Source organism: Leptospira kobayashii (assembly GCF_003114835.2).
Classification (GTDB): Bacteria; Spirochaetota; Leptospiria; order Leptospirales; family Leptospiraceae; genus Leptospira_A; species Leptospira_A kobayashii.
Map to the genome: position 1 here is coordinate 3,016,358 of NZ_AP025028.1, position 17,768 is coordinate 3,034,125.

General features: G+C 42.0%; 15 protein-coding genes and 1 rRNA gene. 8 read left to right on the forward strand and 8 right to left on the reverse strand.

Going from position 1 to position 17,768, the window contains the following annotated elements; all coding sequences use genetic code 11:
• Positions 1 to 243: 243 nt before the first annotated feature.
• The 3 genes from DI077_RS13470 to rrf all read right to left on the reverse strand — a co-directional run bounded on the left by DI077_RS13470 (position 244) and on the right by rrf (position 3,028).
• A complete protein-coding gene (locus tag DI077_RS13470) occupies positions 244 to 1,056 on the reverse strand; it encodes an NAD-dependent epimerase/dehydratase family protein (protein ID WP_109020381.1) in 813 nt (270 codons plus the stop codon).
• The gene (locus tag DI077_RS13475) at positions 1,053 to 1,502 is read right to left on the reverse strand and encodes a MarR family winged helix-turn-helix transcriptional regulator (RefSeq protein ID WP_217351558.1); all 450 of its coding nucleotides are present in this window, start codon (positions 1,500 to 1,502) and stop codon (positions 1,053 to 1,055) included. Before DI077_RS13475 ends, DI077_RS13470 begins: the two co-directional genes overlap by 4 nt.
• 1,409 nt (positions 1,503 to 2,911) lie before the next feature.
• Positions 2,912 to 3,028, reverse strand: a 5S ribosomal RNA gene (gene rrf, locus DI077_RS13480).
• 53 nt (positions 3,029 to 3,081) lie between these two features.
• Between rrf and DI077_RS13485 the strand changes: the two genes are divergently transcribed.
• Complete coding sequence (locus tag DI077_RS13485; RefSeq protein ID WP_242935202.1) at positions 3,082 to 3,585, forward strand: GyrI-like domain-containing protein; 504 nt, start codon at positions 3,082 to 3,084, stop codon at positions 3,583 to 3,585.
• Here DI077_RS13485 and DI077_RS13490 read toward each other — a convergent pair.
• Together DI077_RS13490 and DI077_RS13495 are read right to left on the reverse strand one after the other, a co-directional pair.
• On the reverse strand, positions 3,525 to 4,301 hold the full coding sequence (locus DI077_RS13490; protein ID WP_109020382.1) for a PrsW family glutamic-type intramembrane protease: 777 nt from the start codon (positions 4,299 to 4,301) through the stop codon (positions 3,525 to 3,527). The two genes, DI077_RS13485 and DI077_RS13490, sit on opposite strands and share 61 nt — an antisense overlap.
• Positions 4,298 to 6,109 (reverse strand): hypothetical protein, encoded by a 1,812-nt coding sequence (locus DI077_RS13495; protein WP_109020383.1) that lies wholly within the window; start codon positions 6,107 to 6,109, stop codon positions 4,298 to 4,300. Before DI077_RS13495 ends, DI077_RS13490 begins: the two co-directional genes overlap by 4 nt.
• A 61-nt stretch (positions 6,110 to 6,170) precedes the next feature.
• On the opposite strand from DI077_RS13495, the gene DI077_RS13500 reads away from it, so the two are divergent.
• Together DI077_RS13500 and DI077_RS13505 are read left to right on the forward strand one after the other, a co-directional pair.
• Positions 6,171 to 7,571: a glycine--tRNA ligase gene (locus DI077_RS13500; RefSeq protein WP_167837146.1), complete on the forward strand. Its 1,401-nt coding sequence runs from the start codon at positions 6,171 to 6,173 to the stop codon at positions 7,569 to 7,571.
• A complete protein-coding gene (locus tag DI077_RS13505; RefSeq protein WP_109020385.1) occupies positions 7,571 to 8,059 on the forward strand; it encodes a GNAT family N-acetyltransferase in 489 nt (162 codons plus the stop codon). Before DI077_RS13500 ends, DI077_RS13505 begins: the two co-directional genes overlap by 1 nt.
• 52 nt (positions 8,060 to 8,111) lie before the next feature.
• Here the strand turns inward: DI077_RS13505 and DI077_RS13510 are convergent, their stop codons facing one another.
• Both DI077_RS13510 and DI077_RS13515 read right to left on the reverse strand, forming a co-directional pair.
• Positions 8,112 to 8,861 carry a TetR/AcrR family transcriptional regulator gene (locus DI077_RS13510; RefSeq protein ID WP_242935203.1) on the reverse strand — a complete coding sequence of 250 codons (750 nt, stop codon included), beginning with the start codon at positions 8,859 to 8,861 and terminating at the stop codon, positions 8,112 to 8,114.
• Positions 8,851 to 9,678, reverse strand: coding sequence for an ankyrin repeat domain-containing protein (locus DI077_RS13515; protein ID WP_167837147.1), 828 nt, complete (start codon positions 9,676 to 9,678; stop codon positions 8,851 to 8,853). The genes DI077_RS13510 and DI077_RS13515 overlap by 11 nt, the downstream gene beginning before the upstream one ends.
• Before the next feature lie 403 nt (positions 9,679 to 10,081).
• On the opposite strand from DI077_RS13515, the gene DI077_RS13520 reads away from it, so the two are divergent.
• The 4 genes from DI077_RS13520 to DI077_RS13535 all read left to right on the forward strand — a co-directional run bounded on the left by DI077_RS13520 (position 10,082) and on the right by DI077_RS13535 (position 14,312).
• Positions 10,082 to 11,011, forward strand: coding sequence for an esterase/lipase family protein (locus tag DI077_RS13520; RefSeq protein ID WP_109020388.1), 930 nt, complete (start codon positions 10,082 to 10,084; stop codon positions 11,009 to 11,011).
• Between the two features lie 127 nt (positions 11,012 to 11,138).
• Positions 11,139 to 12,182, forward strand: a complete 1,044-nt coding sequence (locus DI077_RS13525) for a lipase secretion chaperone (protein WP_109020389.1) — start codon at positions 11,139 to 11,141, stop codon at positions 12,180 to 12,182.
• Entirely contained in the window at positions 12,175 to 13,974 is a 1,800-nt protein-coding gene (locus DI077_RS13530) for an apolipoprotein N-acyltransferase (RefSeq protein WP_109020390.1), read from the forward strand. Before DI077_RS13525 ends, DI077_RS13530 begins: the two co-directional genes overlap by 8 nt.
• Positions 13,975 to 14,018: 44 nt before the next feature.
• Positions 14,019 to 14,312 (forward strand): hypothetical protein, encoded by a 294-nt coding sequence (locus tag DI077_RS13535; RefSeq protein ID WP_109020391.1) that lies wholly within the window; start codon positions 14,019 to 14,021, stop codon positions 14,310 to 14,312.
• Positions 14,313 to 14,329: 17 nt separating this feature from the next.
• Here the strand turns inward: DI077_RS13535 and DI077_RS13540 are convergent, their stop codons facing one another.
• Positions 14,330 to 16,330, reverse strand: a complete 2,001-nt coding sequence (locus DI077_RS13540; protein ID WP_109020392.1) for a helicase — start codon at positions 16,328 to 16,330, stop codon at positions 14,330 to 14,332.
• Positions 16,331 to 16,454: 124 nt separating this feature from the next.
• Here DI077_RS13540 and DI077_RS13545 point away from each other — a divergent pair, with 124 nt between their 5' ends.
• The gene (locus DI077_RS13545) at positions 16,455 to 17,759 is read left to right on the forward strand and encodes an ABC1 kinase family protein (protein ID WP_109020393.1); all 1,305 of its coding nucleotides are present in this window, start codon (positions 16,455 to 16,457) and stop codon (positions 17,757 to 17,759) included.
• Positions 17,760 to 17,768: the final 9 nt, after the last annotated feature.

Genomic DNA, 17,768 nt, shown 5'->3' on the forward strand with positions numbered 1-17,768 from the left:
CACGCTCCGCTAGCGATTATTAGTTTTATTAGTTTTTTTGTTATTTCTAGTTTCCTTTTTTAAGTTCTATTAGTCAACCTTATCAACATCCTGTCTGAAATCTATTTTAGTCTAACCTAATATACTTTTCATTCAATTGTATAGTTTTTAAGACCTAAACTCGGCCCAAGAATAGGCCCAGCTTCAGAGTGGAAGATTTCACGGTCACCTATTACTGAAGCTGAGCAATTCTAAATTTACACTTTAGAGAAGGTTCTGTTGGACCGCTTGGTAGACTGTTCTAATTGTAGGTTGGAATCCGAGGCTACGAGCAAGGGTGCCATCTACATGCAGATACCAAGGATTCACAAGTGGCTCAGATGATGGGTCCATCGCTACACCAACAAGTCTAACTAATTCGTAGACCGATGTTGGAGCTTCATCGGTGATGTTAACGATTTGACCATCCATCAGACCATTCAAAGCCATCTTTATTGCCACCGCAATGTCGTGATGGTGAATTGTACTCAGTTTTTGTGCTGGATGCCACTTCCCTATGATATGCTTGGGGAGGTCTTCAAGATGACCATCTCCTTCTCCATAGACAAATGGAAATCGTAGAATCGACCAGTTCAGGTCACTTTCGCGTATTTCTTTCTCTGCGGAGATTTTGCTAGCAGGGTATGCATGCTTCGGCGTAACCAAATCGTCTTCGCGACCAGGATGGGGATTATCGGCGCTATAGACGTTACTTGTGCTCGCCATAATAAATCGTGCACCGGGTGCATATGTCTTTGCTGCCGCGATTAAGTTACGGGTTCCTTCAAGATTGACCTTCCATATCAAATCCTCGTCGTGCGTTCGGAACACAGCTGCTAGGTGCACTATGGCCGATACATTTTTCATTGCTCCCACCAACGAATCTGGATCAAGAATGTCCCCCTCAATTGCCTCTACTCCAGTTGGCAGTTTCTTATCGGAGCGGATAAGCGCTCGGCAAGCCGTGCCAGAGTCTGCCATATGTCGCAATAGACGTGAGCCAACGAGGCCCGTCCCACCAGTTACGAGAATAGTCATTTCTTCATTTCTCCTGTCATTTGATTCAATCGTTCTGTAGCTCCCTTCAAGACGCGAACTACCGTAGCCAAATCTGATTCTGACACACCTGCAAATCCAGTCGTCACTATGAGATCAAGTGGGTTGGGCAAAATCTCCCAAAGTCGTTTTCCAGAATCTGTCAACGCCAATAGACGCTGTCGCTGATCTCCCGATGCCGCCTTTTGCTCGACCAACTCTTTCCGAACGAGTGCACTCACGATTTCACTGAGTGTCGGCTTCTCCACTTGTAGCAATGCCAAGAAATCACGCTGCGGACGTGGTCCTTGGTGAGTCAGTAGCCATAGCACGTACCATTGAGTTGAGCCTAGATCGTATGGCCGAAGGGTTGCTTCCATCAGCTCCCGACTGGCAAGGTAATATCGCTTCGCCCATAAACCGGCTGTATTATTCGCTAAATGATCCAATTCTCCTCCTTTTAGTTCGGCGCCTAATTATATGGTTAGGTACCTAACCATCTGTCAAGCAAAATATTCAAGCCGACCGGTACGAATGTGACCAGACAACTAAAGCATTTATATCCAAGTCTGCTAGCGCCGCGCCATGGAGTCTTTGCAAGAAATATGGCCCATAAAACCGGAAACTACTGTTTATGTTGGTTAAAGCATTTCCAAGTCCAAACATACCAGCGTCCGATGTTCCACGCTCCTGTGCGCGTAACCTCCGTGTGTGCACTCGCTTCGGCCGTCCTGGCCTCGCCACCGCGAGAAACATCTCCCTTACCTTTAAGAGAAGAGACACTTTATCTATGTTTTGTTAGGCGTCTCGCATCTTTCTTTTACAATTCCTCTTTTTCGTTAACCGACCGCGCTCTCCCTCGACGGCAACGCTCGCTTCGCTGGTCGATCACTGGCGCAGGATTTTGTTCATTACACTTCGCTAGCGATAACTAGTTCTTATTATTTCTTCTGTTATTTCGAGTTTCCTTTTTTAACTTCTATTAGTCAGTCTTATCAAGTTCCTTTCCAAAAACTATTTTAGTCTAATCTAACATACATTTTGTTTAATTGTATAGTTTTTGTGAGGCTCAGGTAAAAAGGCGAACTTTTTCTGAGAATTTTCAGGAAAACGTAAGTAGGGATTGCCAATTCGAATTGAATATGTTAGTTGGGACTCATTGGGTGGCGGGTGGTTCACCCCTCCCAAATCAGGGCGGGGATACCAAAATCCAATCTTATAAGCGAAGGATATACAAGCTTACGATGTCCCGCTCCGTCACTTTCGTAACTGCACCGATCGAGCCTTGCTCCTGTTGTCGCAACTCGATCATTTTACAAACCAACTATATTTCATAATATACCCGGCAACATTTCGGAGCGACCCATAGGGAGCGAGAAAAGGACTTTCGCGGAGTAAGCTTTGCTTACCTAGCGAAAAGTCCCGGACTTGCCGGATCTAACAACGCTCCAAAAACAAAAAAGGCGCAGTCACCAGACTGCGCCCTATTAACTTATAATGCCTAACCATGTCCTACTTCCACCCCCACTCGCTTTTCCGCTCCGCGGGCGAGTGTCCGAGCCTTGCTCCCTATGGGTCGCAAGTCTGTCATTTCGCGAACCAAATTATACAATTCCATTGGGTTCGCTCAAATTCGATTTGGGTATAAAAAAAGCCAACCTTTCGGTTGGCTTTTTTACGGGTATGATTGCTAACCCGGCAACATTTCGCAGCGACCCATAGGGAGCGAGAAAAGGACTTTCGCGGAGTAAGCTTTGCTTACCTAGCGAAAAGTCCAGGACTTGCCGGACATTCACAACGCTCCAAAAACAAAAAAGGCGCGATCCGAAGACCACGCCTTATTAACTTATAATGCCTAACCCGGCAACGTCCTACTCTCCCATTGAGCGAACCCAATAGTACCATCGGCGATGAGAAGCTTGACTTCCGTGTTCGGAATGGGAACGGGTATTGCCTTCTCTCCATTATCACCAGGAGTATTTACCATATTTCTTATGAGAACGAATCTGTCAAATAAAAATACAGGAAATGATTGCAGACATAGCGGGGAAATTTAAATATTTTCTTATGACAGATCTTTCCGAACCTCTGGTTTCTACGGAAACATTCACGGTGATGGGTTTGAAGGTGAGAACCACCAACAAACCGGGAGAAGCCGATAAAATCATACCTTCCATCTATTCCGATTTTTATAAATTAGATCTTCCCAAAAAGCTGGAAGTAATTCGCAGGTTCGATCCCTTATTTGCAGTTTATTTCAATTACGAGAAAGACGAAACGGGAGCTTATGATTTTTTACTCGGTTATGCGGTAAAAGAAGATGAAGCGACATTGGAAGGTTTGGAAAAAATCACATTTTCCCCGCAAAACGGTCGTTATTTTGCCATCCATCCCGGTGCTCCGGAAGAAGTAGTTCCCAAGTTTTGGGCGGAAATTTGGAACCATCCCGAGATTCCGAAAATCCGGAGTTTTCAAGTAGACTGGGAAGAATATTCGGAAGCAGGGATCAGAGTTTTTTTATCCAGTAGATAAGCAGTCACATAGATTCTCCAATCACGAACGACCCATACCCAAATTCCGACAAACATCGCTGAGGCGACCCACTGTCCGAAGGAGGCTCCAGGAATCAAAAGAAAATCCACAACTCCGTGTTGGAGAACCGCGAGTAAAAATGCAAAAAAGAGATATCTGACCTTCTCTCCTGTTTCTTTCGAATTGGATTTCAATAGGAACATTCCGAAACATAAATTGATCAGCAAATGGATATTAGACGAATGAATCGTTCTGGCCAGAAATATATCCAATTTTCTTTCCGAAACTTCCCGGGCGATATAATGGGTATTTTCAATAAAGGAAAACCCGAGAGCCACAAATCCTGCAAACAACACCGACTCAGGCAAAAAGGATTTGGTCTTAAAATCAAAGCTAAGTGCGAAACTAAGAAGTAAAATAAATAAAATCTTAAAACTCTCTTCCATCATCCCCGCCTGGATAAAAGCAAGATGGGCGGTTTGCGTAAGCATGCTTACCTTCTTTTTGGTAACAAAATCGGTTTGAGGCCAGATCACCGGATGAAGCCAAAGGATAAGAACCGTGGAAACCCAACCGAGTAACAACGCCATCACGATACCGATCTGGGCATTCCGTGATAATTTTTTCGGAAAACTCTTCCACAACACGATTGCCCACGGAAGTACGGAAAGTGAACCGATCATATAATCAAACAAGGTCAATTCGATTTCTTTCATTCTGGCAACTCTTCCATATATCTTCCGTCAAACATATTGATCATTTCTTTCTGAAGCGGTGTGGGAACAAATTCCGGATCGATCGGTCCGTTCCAAAAAAGTTCGGTAACCCGGATATCGTTTTTTGAGTTAGGCGGAGGTATCAGAGGCCCCAAACTTTCCACAAGCTGTAGAGTGCGTAAATCCTGATCCGGATAATCCGATCCTTCCACAAGTTCCACATCGACTATATCACCTTCTTGCGTGATCGTATAAGCAACCACACTGGAATAAGGATGGGGAGCTTTCGCCCAATAATCCATATAACTTTCGGGAATTCTCATCTTAGCCGAAATATAATTGGAATAAGTGGGTGGTATTTTTTTACCCCGGATTTTTTTTACGTAACCCGCCTTTGGTCCGTTATCTGCGGCCTTTTCATCGCTGATTTTTTCACCTTGGGTTTTATTATTCGTATCGGTTCCGGTAACCACTCCTCCGTTCAATCCGTCCATCTCATCCGGGATATTCGGATCGATAAAATAGAACTCCATCTTTTCCGGTTGGAAATGGTTCTTTTTGTCAGAGGACTTATCTTTCTTCTGTTGGTTTCTTTGCAGTGAAATAGGAATAATAAATACCAGACAAATCAAAATCAAATGAAATAGAAGGGACATGGGAAGAGTGTTCCGAAACCCTCTGCGAATCCCCGGTTCAAAAACAGGATCCAATTCCTTTTCGCCGGGATTTTTAAGTCCCAGATTTTCCAAAGAGAAACTACGGGTGAGCAATTGATTTGAATAGAAATAAATAAACAATAGAGCGGACAAGGTTAGGATCGAATAAGCGATGTTTTGTGCCGCAAGAAAAAAACTCTTATCCGGAATACCCGGCTTCAAACCCATTCCCCCCAGGAATTGAAGTCCGAATACCGGACTGATAAAAGAAAAAGTCCAAACCGCAAGAAAAAGCCAGAGAAGGAGTGTAACGAATAAAAACGGGAAGCCTCTCCAAAAATCTTCCAAATAAATATGCCCCCATCCGGGCACTAACCTGTCTCGAAACAAAGCTCTTTTTTTAACTTCAATTTCTTTCAAGAAAGGAAATTTTTCCGATTTGTTTGCCGCATCCTTCCAGGATTCCCTGAATCGTATCCCTCGTTCGTATTTGATAAAGGAAGAAGACAAAATCGAAGGGATTTTGTTTCGGTTGAAACCCAAAAGCAAAATACCGCAGGAAAGCAGATAATTGAAAAAGAACATATATAGATTTGCAAGAGGGAGGATCGGATTATAAGCCGACTTCGGATGGATCCACTCAATTAACAAACTAAAGGCGAATGTCAGAAACAAACTGAGAAAAAGTACAAGCAGGAAATAATCGAACTTGGAGTCCCTTACTCTTTTTTCCGTTCGAAGAATGGAACCGGGAGACGTATTTTGTAAAAGCAGATTTCTTTTTTTATCCCGGGCATTCTGTCGGGAAGAAGAATGTATGTAATTGAGAAAAAGAAAGCTACCTACAATCAGGAAAACACAAGCTTTGATTAGATTGACATTGGACTCCAAACTTAAGAATTCATTAATTCTGGATTCCCATTCCAAACTGGATCTGTGAAGCAACTCGATCGGATAAAAAAAGATCCAGGAAAGCAAGTGAATGAAAATAACAAAGAGAGCTTTTCTTTTTAAGCGAACCGCTTTGGGAAATGCGAATAGTACTCCCAGCGCAAAAAAGATGCCGAGGGAAAACATAGGCGACATCCAGATAAGAAAGCTAAGACCTTTCTCATGAAATCGAGACAAATGACTTTGGTTTGGGTGGTTCATTCAGTGACAATCTCTAGGAAAATACTTTGAATTTTAGCGGAAAACAAAAAATTTGGCGAATATGGCACAGCCGAAAGAGAAAGAAGAGCAGTCCCTCAAATCCATCGTAGCAGTCTCCAAACGGAGAGGTTTTGTATTCCCCGGTTCCGAGATTTACGGGGGACTCTCCAATACATTTGACTATGGTCCGAACGGCGTAGAGGTATTAAATAACCTAAAGAGACTTTGGTGGGAATATTTTGTCCACAGAAGAGACGATATCCTGGGACTGGACTCCTCGATTCTGCTCCACCCCCGCGTTTGGGAGGCGTCCGGCCATGTTTCCAATTTCAATGATCCTCTTATGGATTGCAAAAAATGCAAAGCCAGAGTGCGAGTGGACAAATTCCTCGAAGACAAGGAAGGAGAAGGTGCTGCCACAGGCAAGACCCTGGACGAGCTCACAACCCATATTTTGGAAAAAGGATACGCCTGTCCCACTTGCGGAACTGCCGGAACTTTTACGGAAGCGCGCCAATTCAATTTGATGTTCAAAACCTCTCACGGTGCTTCGGAAGAAGGAGCCGTGGATATTTATCTTCGCCCGGAGACGGCACAAGGTATCTTTATTAATTTTAAAAATGTTTCCCAGATCGCCCGGAAAAAAGTTCCCTTCGGAATCGCTCAAATCGGAAAATCCTTTCGAAATGAAATCATGGCGCGCCAGTTTATTTTCCGCACCCGCGAATTCGAACAAATGGAAATGGAATTTTTCTGCGAACCCGGCACCCAAAAAGAATGGTTCAAGTATTGGGTAGACTACTGTATGAACTGGCTCGTGAATGTTGTGGGCATCAAAAAGGAAAACCTACGGGTAAGAGAACATGAAAAGGAAGAACTTTCCTTTTACAGTGATGCTACAAGCGATATCGAATACAAATACCCGTTTGGTTGGGGAGAACTCTGGGGAGTTGCTTCCAGAACAGACTACGACCTTACCCAACATGAAAAATTTTCTTCCGAAGATTTGAAATACCATGATTTGGAAGCAAAGAAAAAATACCTTCCTTATGTTGTAGAACCTGCTCTCGGGCTCAATAGACTTTTTCTCGCCGTCTTATGCGACGGTTACGAAGAAGAAAAATTGGAAAACGAAGAGATCAGAACCGTGCTTCGTTTCGGAAAAAGAGTGTCTCCCGTAAAAGTAGCAGTCTTTCCTTTGATGAAAAAAGACGGATTGGATGCAAAGGCAAAAGAAATCTACGAAGATTTGCGCAACCACTGGTATGCGGACTATGATGACGGCGGTGCCATCGGAAAAAGATACAGACGTCATGATGAAATCGGAACTCCTTTCTGCATCACTGTGGATTATGATAGTTTGCAGGACGGAACAGTCACCATCCGTGAAAGAGATTCCATGAAACAGGAACGTATTGCAATCACTGCAATCAAATCCTATATCATCGACCGAATGATTTAGTGTTACGAGAGTTAAACGAATCAGATAGAAACCAAACGATTGAACTGGTAAATCAGTTCTTTCGTAAGGTCAACGGTCTCACCCTGGATGGCCTTTTCCAAATCCGCCCCAGAGCCGCTACAAAGTTCACAGATATCTACTTTAAACTTTTAGGCTCGGGAAAGGTCTATATGAAAGGAATTTTCGAAGCGGAAGAAAATTCCCAAAACGAAGAATTGGTTTCTCTTATCATAGGAAGAATCGAAGAGAAACCTCATCTAACGGAAGAAAGATCCTTATTCATTGACCTTGCTGTTACAAAATTGGGACAAAAGAAAAAAGGTCATATGAAAAGGCTCCTTGCAGACGTGGATCTCTGGTGCAAAGAAAAAGAAATCCCTGCCATTGAACTCCGCGCAATTCTAGCAAACGAAGAAGCGATACAATTTTGGGACCATTCCGAATTCGAGAGATTTTATATCAGATACAGAAAGATCATACCAAAATAAAAAATCTCCATAGCCGGAAAGAACCGCGGCTATCACCTGCAATCATTCGACTTTAATTTCCTTTGACTAATCTATACAACTTTAGAATGGAACCGATCACGGTTTTGAAAAAAGGAAATTTGGATATTTGAATCAATTTAAAAACCATATCCAATGATTCATCTACGATGAGTTTTGTCCTTTGGCTTGATTTCGAACTATCGGAGATCCAAAAATAGACAATACCCAATTGGTACAGCCAAAGTAGTTCCGGTAACAAAGAAACGATTTCGCCTTTGAGTTTCAAATTGGATGACTCCAAAGCCTCTCGGATGATCTGGATGGCATCTTCCCGGATTTGTTTTGTTTCTTCGCTGAAAGGAGAGATGGAGTGGTTCGGATCCCCAGCATTTTTAGCAAGGACGGATACAAAATTTTTGTACTTCGCAAAGGAATCGATCTTATAAAGGATTATATTTTTGAATCGTTTTTTGAAATCGTTTGTTGATTTGTTAAATTCTTCTGACTGGACCTTGGCATCCTCCTGAGAAAAATAATAAAACTGCAAAACAATGTCTTCCTTTGACTCAAAATAATAATAGGCGGAACCCAAAGAAACACCTGCTTGGGAAGAGATGCTTCTCATGGTGGTCTTCTCATATCCGTCTTTTTGAAAAAGAGAAATTGCAGTATTATAAATGAGCTCCTTGGTTTTTTTCGATTTTTCCGTATCCTTAGGCAAAGTCTGGGGCAATTTCTCTTTTCTTTTCAACTTTTCCATCTCCTGATTTCCGACTTTTTTCAATTTAATTTTAGGATTCAACACCCAATTCTTTTTTCAAAAGAGTTCGTTTGCGCAGTCTTCCGAATAAGTACAAATTGAAAAAATGCATACAACCCAAAAGTAAAATGACAATCCCCACTTTGTTACTCAAAATCTCCACTGCCTCCACCATATCGTTCGGCTTTAATCCGATCTTAAGAGCCATAGTGATATACCCTAAGTTGATTAAATAAAATCCGACAACTAACAAATGATTTACGGAATTCGCGAGTTCCGCATCTTTAAATGCATCCACCAAAAAAACCTTTCCGTTACCCGAAAGAGTCCGGGCCACCCAAACTGTAACAAGAATGCTGAGTATTATATAAACAAGATACAACCAAATGGTAGTGGTAGACGAATGGTTTTCTTTTTTTGAAATTCCGCCGCGAGTGCTAAGTAAATCGATCAAATCAAGGTATCCTGCAGCACGTGCAAGATCAAGTGCTGTTTCTCCGTTTCGATCTTCCAAATTCACATCCGGACTGAAATCCAAAATCGTTTGAACCATTCCTTTTTCATTCAAACTTACTGCGCGATGAAGGGCAGTGTTCCCGCCTGCATCCGTAAGAGAGATGACTCCCAAATCGGTTTGCAAAATAAGTCGGGCAGCTTCCGTATTGTTGTTCTCCACCGCCATATGCAAACTTGTTTTCCCCACACCATTTTTTCTGTACAAATCCACATACAGTCCGTTGGTTAAATGATGGCTTACACATTTTAAATTCTGAATTTCGCACTCTGCATTGGATTGTGCAAACAGGCTCCCGCCTGCGACCAAACCCGAAAGTAAAATCAACGATAGAAAGTTTTTCATAAGAAACTCCTTTTTTTGAACACGTTCAATTATTTTACTTACCAACATTTCCTGTCAACTTTTTTTGAACATGTTCAAAAATGGAATCTAAAAAGGAATTTGCCACCCGCTCAAAATCGGATTAGCAAAGGAAGGATTTACTTTCTGTGACCGGAAGATGGAAAAAGAAAACCAAACTAGAATCGATCGGTTCACAGAAGGGAATTTCACGAAGAAAGGAAAAGAAATGACTTCAAAGACGACGCTTGACGATCCAAAATCCAGATTTATTACAAAATGTACTATTAAAAGATCAAAATTTGTATTTTTTTTTAGTATTTTGAACAGGATTCAAATTTTTTCTTGCACACTTTTCTTATTTTTGCCATAATTATCCCTTAGAAAATTCAGAGGTGAAAAAAGTATGAATCGCAAGGCAATTTTAGCATTAGTTACGGCAGCATTAATCACAGCTCCCGCATTCGCAAGTTCAGGGTCTTCCTCCAAACCATTGGCGGGAACTTATCCTATCGTATTATCCCATGGTCTGTTCGGTTGGGGAGAAAACTCCGGCGGAATCATCAGCATTATCAATTATTGGGGCGGAATGGACGATTACCTACGCGGTCAAGGAGCAACCGTATTTGCGCCTGCAAAATCGGCAGCTAACTCCAATGAGGTGCGCGGACAACAACTCAAGACATTAATCCTTAATTACGCGGCGGCAAATAACTATACCGGCAAATTTCACATCCTCGGTCACTCTCAAGGTGGATTGGATAGCAGATATACCGTTTCCAACCTAGGACTTTCCTCCAGAGTTTCCACTTTGACAACTTTAAATACACCTCACTACGGTTCACCAATCGCAGATATCGTTAAGTCGGTTCTACCTAGCTGGATCCAACCGTTCGTTGCAGCAGTTTTGGAAACTCTCGTGAAAGTAGTTTACGGTGGAACCAACCAACAAAATGCTTTGGCTGCACTTTCTTCTTTAACAAAAGAAGGTCTGGTAGCTTTCAACTCGGCAACTCCTAACAGTTCCGCAGTAAAGTATTTCTCTTACGGATCAAGCATCACCATTCCTGATCTCATCCAACACCCTCTTATGGGAATCTTGCACCCAGCTTGTGCTGCCGGCGGACTTTTCCAAGGACAAGGACTTACTAATGACGGTTTGGTTCCATTAACTTCTCAAAAATGGGGAACTTGGAAAGGTGGACCTTCTTACGGAATCTTTACAACAGGGATCGATCACTTGCAAGCATCTAACACATTAAGATCAGGTAACCTATGGTACGACGTGGAAGGTCACTTCCTAAATGTTGCAAAAAACATGAAGTCGAACCAATAAAAAAATTCAGACAAAAACGATTCAGGAAAACCCAGACTTGTCTGGGTTTTTTTTTGTTTTCATATAAGATTTATCTTATATAATCTCTATTGTTCTTAAGTTATCACCAGGAAACATCTTATCATTTATGAATCGCAAAATAGTTCTTTTTATCGGAATTGGCCTTCTTTTCCTCGCCTTTTATCTTTTCTATCGATTGTTCACCCAAGCTCACCCGACAACTTCTTCGGAAGGTAGCGAAAACGATAAGGCAAAAACTTATTTTTCCCAAGCAAGCGACGGGTTCGAAGTAGATCCGTTTTATCTGGAAAGTTCCAAAAACCTTTTCCAAGCGGACGGGGGATTTCTGAAGTTCGATGAAATTATGGCACGCGCGAGAACCGGAGAAATCAATTTGGTCTCCGAACTTTGGGCTCTGCGGCGCCAATGCCCGGAAGGAAGCACGAGAGAACAATGCAATGAATACGTAAAAGCATTTCTCAAAAATGAATATTCCGGCGACGAAGCGAATAAACTTATCTCGTTACTCAACAGTTATCTTCGTTATGAAGAAGCCATGTCCCATTACGAACTTCCGGCTAACGCAAGTAATGAGGAAAAATACGAATTGGTCAAAACATTCCGAAGAACTTTTTTTTCCAAAGACGACGCGGACTTGGTTTTCGGTTTGGAAGAAGCGACAGCGGATTTCAGCTTCAATCGCAGAAAATTTTTAGATGAAACAAAAAACGTAAGCGGCGATGAAAGAATGCGTCAATATGAAAATTACCGTAAAAAAACATTCGGTGATTATTATGATTCCGTTTCGGCAAGAGAGCCGAAATTCGATCGTTATGAAACCGAACTGGAACTTAGAAATAACGAACTTGCAAAAATGGATCCTACCGCGAAAGAATCGAAAGAAAGAGAAGTGCGCATCCGTTACTTCGGCAAAGACGGAAACGATCGTATGGAAAAAGTAGCGCGGGAGTTGAAACAGGAAGAAGAAAGGGAAAACCAACTGGCAAAGGAAGAAGCCGAATTTCTTCGCAAAAATCCGAACTTAAAAACTGATGAAAAAAATCGCAAACTGATGGAGCTTCGCACCCAGATCTTAGGAAGCAAAGAATCCGCAGAAGAATACTCCAGGCGCAAACAGTATGAATCAGAAATGAAAAACCAGAGTGAATGATCTATTTTTAATCTTACTCGGAAGTATATTTCTCGCACTGGGTCTTGAGCCTGTGGGCTCAAGCATCGCAAGTGCACTCGGACTTGTTTGTTTGATTCTGATTTCCGAGGAGATCAAAACCTCGGATTCCATCCTGAAGCCCGTCAGACTAGGGCTTTTCTTTTCTCTTTCCATTACTATTTTCGCTTTTACCTGGGTTTATACTTCCATTGGCAACTTAACAGGCGCAAGCTGGATCGTATCCGTTCCGGTTTTTATCATTTATGCTTTGTTTTCTTTTTATAAGATTTTTTTCATTTTTATAGGTGCATGGATTTATAAAAAGATCCTTTCCAAAGAGAAAGGATCCGATTTTCCTTTCTTTTTGTTTTTCGGTTATCCCAGCCTTGCCGTGCTCAGTGATTGGTTTTCTCCCATGGTATTTCCGGTCTACTGGGGGGATTTTTTTCGGGGAAATCTGATTCTCAGACAAACAGTATCTCTTTCCGGTGTGGAATTTTTAAGTTTCTTCGGATGGTTTCTGGCAGCAGGAGGAATCTATTCTTACCGGCTTTGGAGATCCGGCCGTACCTCCCAAACGGCAAAGACTGATAAAAAAACAAAATCAGCCAAACCTTCCCTTTCCAAGACTCCTATCTACGTCTATTTAGGGATTTCCTCTATAATATTATTTTATAATATTCACTCATTGTTTCGCGTCCCGGAAACAAGCTCTAGTCTCTTTACAGCGATCGTCCAACCCAATACCAAATACGCCACCTTAGAGAAAAGGGAAGACCAGAAATTCATCCAGGCTGCCTTACAATCGGTCTTGGATCTTGGCAAGGAAGCGATTCTACGTTCTCCGAAACCGATCGATCTACTCGTGTTCCCCGAATCAAGTGTTCCCTTTCACGGAACTTCTTCCAAACCGGAATCCAAATCCACATACTCTCCTACTTTCCTGGGCATTTTGGAGTATCTTTCCAAATCGGCAAATGCTCCTGTTCTTTATAATGAACTCATCATCGACGGGAAAATGCATAATACCGCGAGCCTACTTCGAATGAATACCCGATCTATCGAACATTATTACAAACAAAACTTACTACCGTTTGGTGAATATCTTCCGATGGAATCTTCCCTTCCAGTCTTAAGAAAGATATTTCCGGAAGCTTCTTCCCATGCACCCGGTTTGCGCTCGGGTCTTTTTCAAATCAGTAAAAATATTTCCGCATCTCATGCGGACAAAATGTTCTCAAAAAATGAGGATCTATCCCCGTATGCAGATCTCATTCAAAATCCGGAGAGTCTTGAAGAATGGCAAAATGATCCGGATGAAAATCAATCGGAAGAAGCGAATTTTACAGTATCGCCATTGATTTGTTATGAGGCGATGGATCCCGGCCTTGTATTGAAATTGTTCCATCTATTTTCTGAGAGGAATCAACGCACTACTTCACCCGACCTTTTGGTCAATCTCACCAATGACAGTTGGTTCGAATCGGAAAGAGAGACTTGGCAACATGCAGGGAGCGCCATGTTGCGTGCCGTTGAAACGGGAACGCCACTGATACGTTCGGCGGTGACCGGAGTGACAAGGGTGAATGACCCTTGGGGAAGAGAAATTGTTCCTCCCGGTCCGATGGAAGTACAAACGATTATCTACGCGGAAATTCCCATCATAAAAGGAGGAATTCCGACTATTTATCGGAGCATTGGACGAATTCCTCTTCGTATTTTTGCCATTCTTGCCTTGATTTTTACTTTTTTAATGGGGCATTATGGTTATACTCTTTCCAACCGAATATAAAAATGAAATTGAAATTTCTGTAGGTAAAGAAAGGCTATTCGAATATGGAATGGGAAAAAGTACTTCGCGACGCCGTGAAAGAGAATTCAATCAAAGAGCTACACTTAAGGAAGGTACCTTCTCTCAAAACTTGTGAAGATTGGAATAAAGTTTCCGAACTGGGAATGGTAGATCATAAAACAAAATATGCCTACTATAAAGGCGGGCTTGTGAAATACGGAGACAGATTATTTTTTGTTTCCCAAGAACGTTTAGATGCAGTATCAGCATTTCGCAAATGGGAGTTCAAATCCAAGATCAAAGTAACCGATCCAGAATTGGTTTCCGATAAAAAATAGATTTTTTAAAGACTGATTTAGCGATTGAGGCGAATGATCATATTCAATTTCTCAGCGATCGCTATCACTTCCATCACTTTTGACTTCTCAATGATGATCCCTGTAGGACTCACTTCTTCCAAAACAAACTTTTTGCCTTTGATTTGACCGAGAAGTAATTCCATCACCAGAGGATCTTTGGTTCTAAGTAAAACGGAATCCTCAGTGATTGTGACGATCGGTAGATTGTTTCCCCAATCATCTAATAAAAACAATAAGTTCTGTGCCAGTTCCGCTTTGCTCGATTCTCTCAAGAACTGAACAAAGGTGTCTTTTTCATATCCCAATAGAATTCCCAATTGGAAAGAATCTTTGGTCAATACAAAGGTATATACCCGATCATAATCTTTCAATTCGCAGAAAGCTTTGAGTAGATGAATTCCATTGATGGAAACACGATCCGGGAATGCAATGATGGAGAAGTCGGGATTGATTGTAATCCCACCTTTTTCCGTTACAGTAGTAAGAGGATCATGGTTGAAATAATGTTTTCCCAGTTCCGCTAAACTAAGGTTTCTTTGCGGATATTCTACTTCGATAAGACCGAATAACTGAAGATAGAAGATGGCAGAGATGATTTCTTTTCTGAGGTCGGCGAGATCCTCTTCATAGGTTTTGATCTGAAACGTAGGAGAAAAAACCAAATGATCGCGAACGATATGGGAAAAAATAACGGATACATTGATCTTTCCGTGCGCCATGATCAATTTTACAGTTTTGTCCAAGATTCCTTTTTCGTAGAAAGGAACCTCTGCAGCAGTGAATACCTCGGGAGGACTCAAACGTCTGGTTCGCGCCTCATTCACTTCGTGGATCACGGTTTTCATAATCTCAAAAATATCTTTTTTGAGAAACTCATCCGTTTCACTCGTTAAAATTACGTTTTCACCTTTGATGTCAACATAACCTAACAACTTCAAGATGGGAAGTATGAGTTCGATTTGGTATACTTGGCTTTTTTCCGGAAAAATTTCAATGTCGGGAGAAAGTAGTTCCGTCTCAGTGCGTTTGTGGTCCGCCTGTTTGATTTTTCCCGACTTGGCAAGGTTCAAACCTTTTCTGGATATATAAGAAATAAGTTTTTTAACGTTTAGGAAAAAATCCAAACCATTGGCGCTGAGTTTTTCCTGACGAACCCTGGTTCCCTTTTTGACGGGAGGGTGGATGGGAGAAAATTGCAAATGATCCAAAACTTCTTTCGGGATCACAACGACACGAATGAAACGGTCTTCTACAAAATAAATATCCCGAACCAGATACAATGATGTCAATAGAGGAATCGATTGTTCGAAACGTCCCCGGTTGACAGTGATGTAATTTCGGATCGTATCCGCTTCAATCACACCACCATGAGTATAAATTTTATGAAGAACATCACGATCAAAATCACCCAACGAATCCAAAAGCGCTTGCAACACATCTTTGGAAAGAGCATGTTGAAGAAAATTCTCAACCGTGTCTGATTTTTTCGCTCCGACCGCTTCTTTCCATTCGGAAGGAATTTCCGCGTAGGTAGCTTTTGCGAGTGCCTTCTCAATGGAGAATTTGAATTTTTCGCCTTTGGGATTGGACTCTACTTTGATGATCTTAAGATACTCATCATAAGCATGGTATTTATCTAAATTATTAGTAAGACGTTCTCTGTTCTTTCTTTGGTAAAGAAGATAGTATTTGCGTAGAACATTCAGTTCCATCTCCACGTTGATGGGAGGAATGTTGACTTTTCGGGAAATTTCTCCGAGAGTCATCACCCCTTTGTTTTTCAAAATCGAGGTAAGTATATTGACTTGGAGGGGGGTAAATTTTTCTAAAATCCCTTTTAGGTAAAATTCATTTTGGAAAATCTCCAAAATGCCTAAAATCGTAGATTTTTTGTCCTTACCTGGTAATTTTTGAATGTTCCAGAGAGATGCGACTTTCTTGATTTCGTTCAGATCGAGCTTTTCTAGCTCTTGGTACAATACACTCTCTTGGCTCATAGTGGGCATTTTTCGTGTTTGGATTAGTTTTTAGAGGTCGGCTAATCCTGCAACTCTATTTCAATTGGAGGAAAGATTCGGATTTTCGTGTTTCTTTGGCAAGTTCCCCTACTAAATTTGCCCTATGGAATCGCTATCAGACTACCTTTCTTTTGGAATTCACTCCAGCGCAAGGGTGATGCACTCAAGTGTCGTTTTCCTCGGCCAAGCGGCTCAGATCCTAACCAAACTTGCCACAGGCAAGGCAAACCACAAAGAAATCGCAATTACACTCAGACAAGCATTCGAATCTTTGGGGGCCACCTATATAAAGCTCGGCCAATTCATTGCGAGTGCCCCTTCCCTCTTTCCGGAAGAGTATGTGGAAGAAATGCAAAAATGTTTGGATTCCGTCCGTCCGGTTGCTTACAGGGACATTCGATCGATTGTAGAGCGGGAATTAGGTGATAAACTCGGGAATTTGTTTCATTATTTCGAAGAAGCCCCTCTTGCTTCCGCGTCCATTGCGCAAGTGCACGCGGCAGTCACCAAAGAAGGATTAGATGTTGTTGTGAAAGTGCAAAGACCGGATGTGCATACTACTTTAAAAACGGACATGCAGATACTAGGACTACTTACCAAAATCTTAGAGTGGGTTGCTCCCGAATTTAAAAAATCGGGCCTGACCGGGATGTTCTCTGAATTCCAAACATCCATCATGCAGGAAGTTGATTTTATCCAAGAAGCCAAAAACATAGAAGAGTTCGAAACTTATCTTCTCAGCGTAAACGAAGAGAGGGCAAGGGTTCCCAGAGTGTATCACGCGCTCTCCAACAAACGAGTGCTCACTATGGAGCGGTTCCACGGTGTGCCCATCACGGATGAAGCGGGACTTCGCAAATATACAAACAATCCCAGAAAAGTATTGAACGATGCTTTGGAAATTTGGTTTTCATCTCTTGCGGCCAAAGGTTTTTTCCATGCGGATGTTCATGCGGGAAATGTAATGATCCTAAAAGACGGACAAATCGGATTTATCGATTTCGGAATCGTAGGAAGAATTTCACCCAATGTCTGGAACGGACTCATGCTTTTCACGCAAGGGATCGGGATGGGAGAACCAAGCCTTGTCGCCCAAGGACTCGTTGCTATGGACTCCACTTCGGAAGGAGTTGATCCCAAGGTTCTTGCAAAACAATTGGAAAATGTTTTCAATGAAATGGAAACGGTTTACCAAGCCATGGCTCTCGGTGAAGCAAGCTCCTTCGATGAATCCAAACTCAACCGTTTGATGTACGATTTGAAAGATGTAGCGGAACAGAACGGACTGAAAATTCCGAGAGAGTTCGCACTTCTTATGAAGCAGATGCTTTATTTTGACCGTTATGTAAAAACAATGGCGCCTGAAATCAATCTCTTCCGAGATACTAAAAAATTCGTAAATACTTAAGTCCGTCTT

Excerpts from the sequence above, each read along its gene's own strand:
- DI077_RS13470 (WP_109020381.1), bottom strand. The coding sequence starts at position 1,056 with ATGACTATTCTCGTAACTGGTGGGACGGGCCTCGTTGGCTCACGTCTA.
- DI077_RS13485 (WP_242935202.1), top strand. The coding sequence starts at position 3,082 with ATGATTGCAGACATAGCGGGGAAATTTAAATATTTTCTTATGACAGAT.
- DI077_RS13490 (WP_109020382.1), bottom strand. The coding sequence starts at position 4,301 with ATGAAAGAAATCGAATTGACCTTGTTTGATTATATGATCGGTTCACTT.
- DI077_RS13495 (WP_109020383.1), bottom strand. The coding sequence starts at position 6,109 with ATGAACCACCCAAACCAAAGTCATTTGTCTCGATTTCATGAGAAAGGT.
- DI077_RS13500 (WP_167837146.1), top strand. The coding sequence starts at position 6,171 with ATGGCACAGCCGAAAGAGAAAGAAGAGCAGTCCCTCAAATCCATCGTA.
- DI077_RS13515 (WP_167837147.1), bottom strand. The coding sequence starts at position 9,678 with ATGAAAAACTTTCTATCGTTGATTTTACTTTCGGGTTTGGTCGCAGGC.
- DI077_RS13520 (WP_109020388.1), top strand. The coding sequence starts at position 10,082 with ATGAATCGCAAGGCAATTTTAGCATTAGTTACGGCAGCATTAATCACA.
- DI077_RS13525 (WP_109020389.1), top strand. The coding sequence starts at position 11,139 with ATGAATCGCAAAATAGTTCTTTTTATCGGAATTGGCCTTCTTTTCCTC.
- DI077_RS13535 (WP_109020391.1), top strand. The coding sequence starts at position 14,019 with ATGGAATGGGAAAAAGTACTTCGCGACGCCGTGAAAGAGAATTCAATC.
- DI077_RS13540 (WP_109020392.1), bottom strand. The coding sequence starts at position 16,330 with ATGAGCCAAGAGAGTGTATTGTACCAAGAGCTAGAAAAGCTCGATCTG.
- DI077_RS13545 (WP_109020393.1), top strand. The coding sequence starts at position 16,455 with ATGGAATCGCTATCAGACTACCTTTCTTTTGGAATTCACTCCAGCGCA.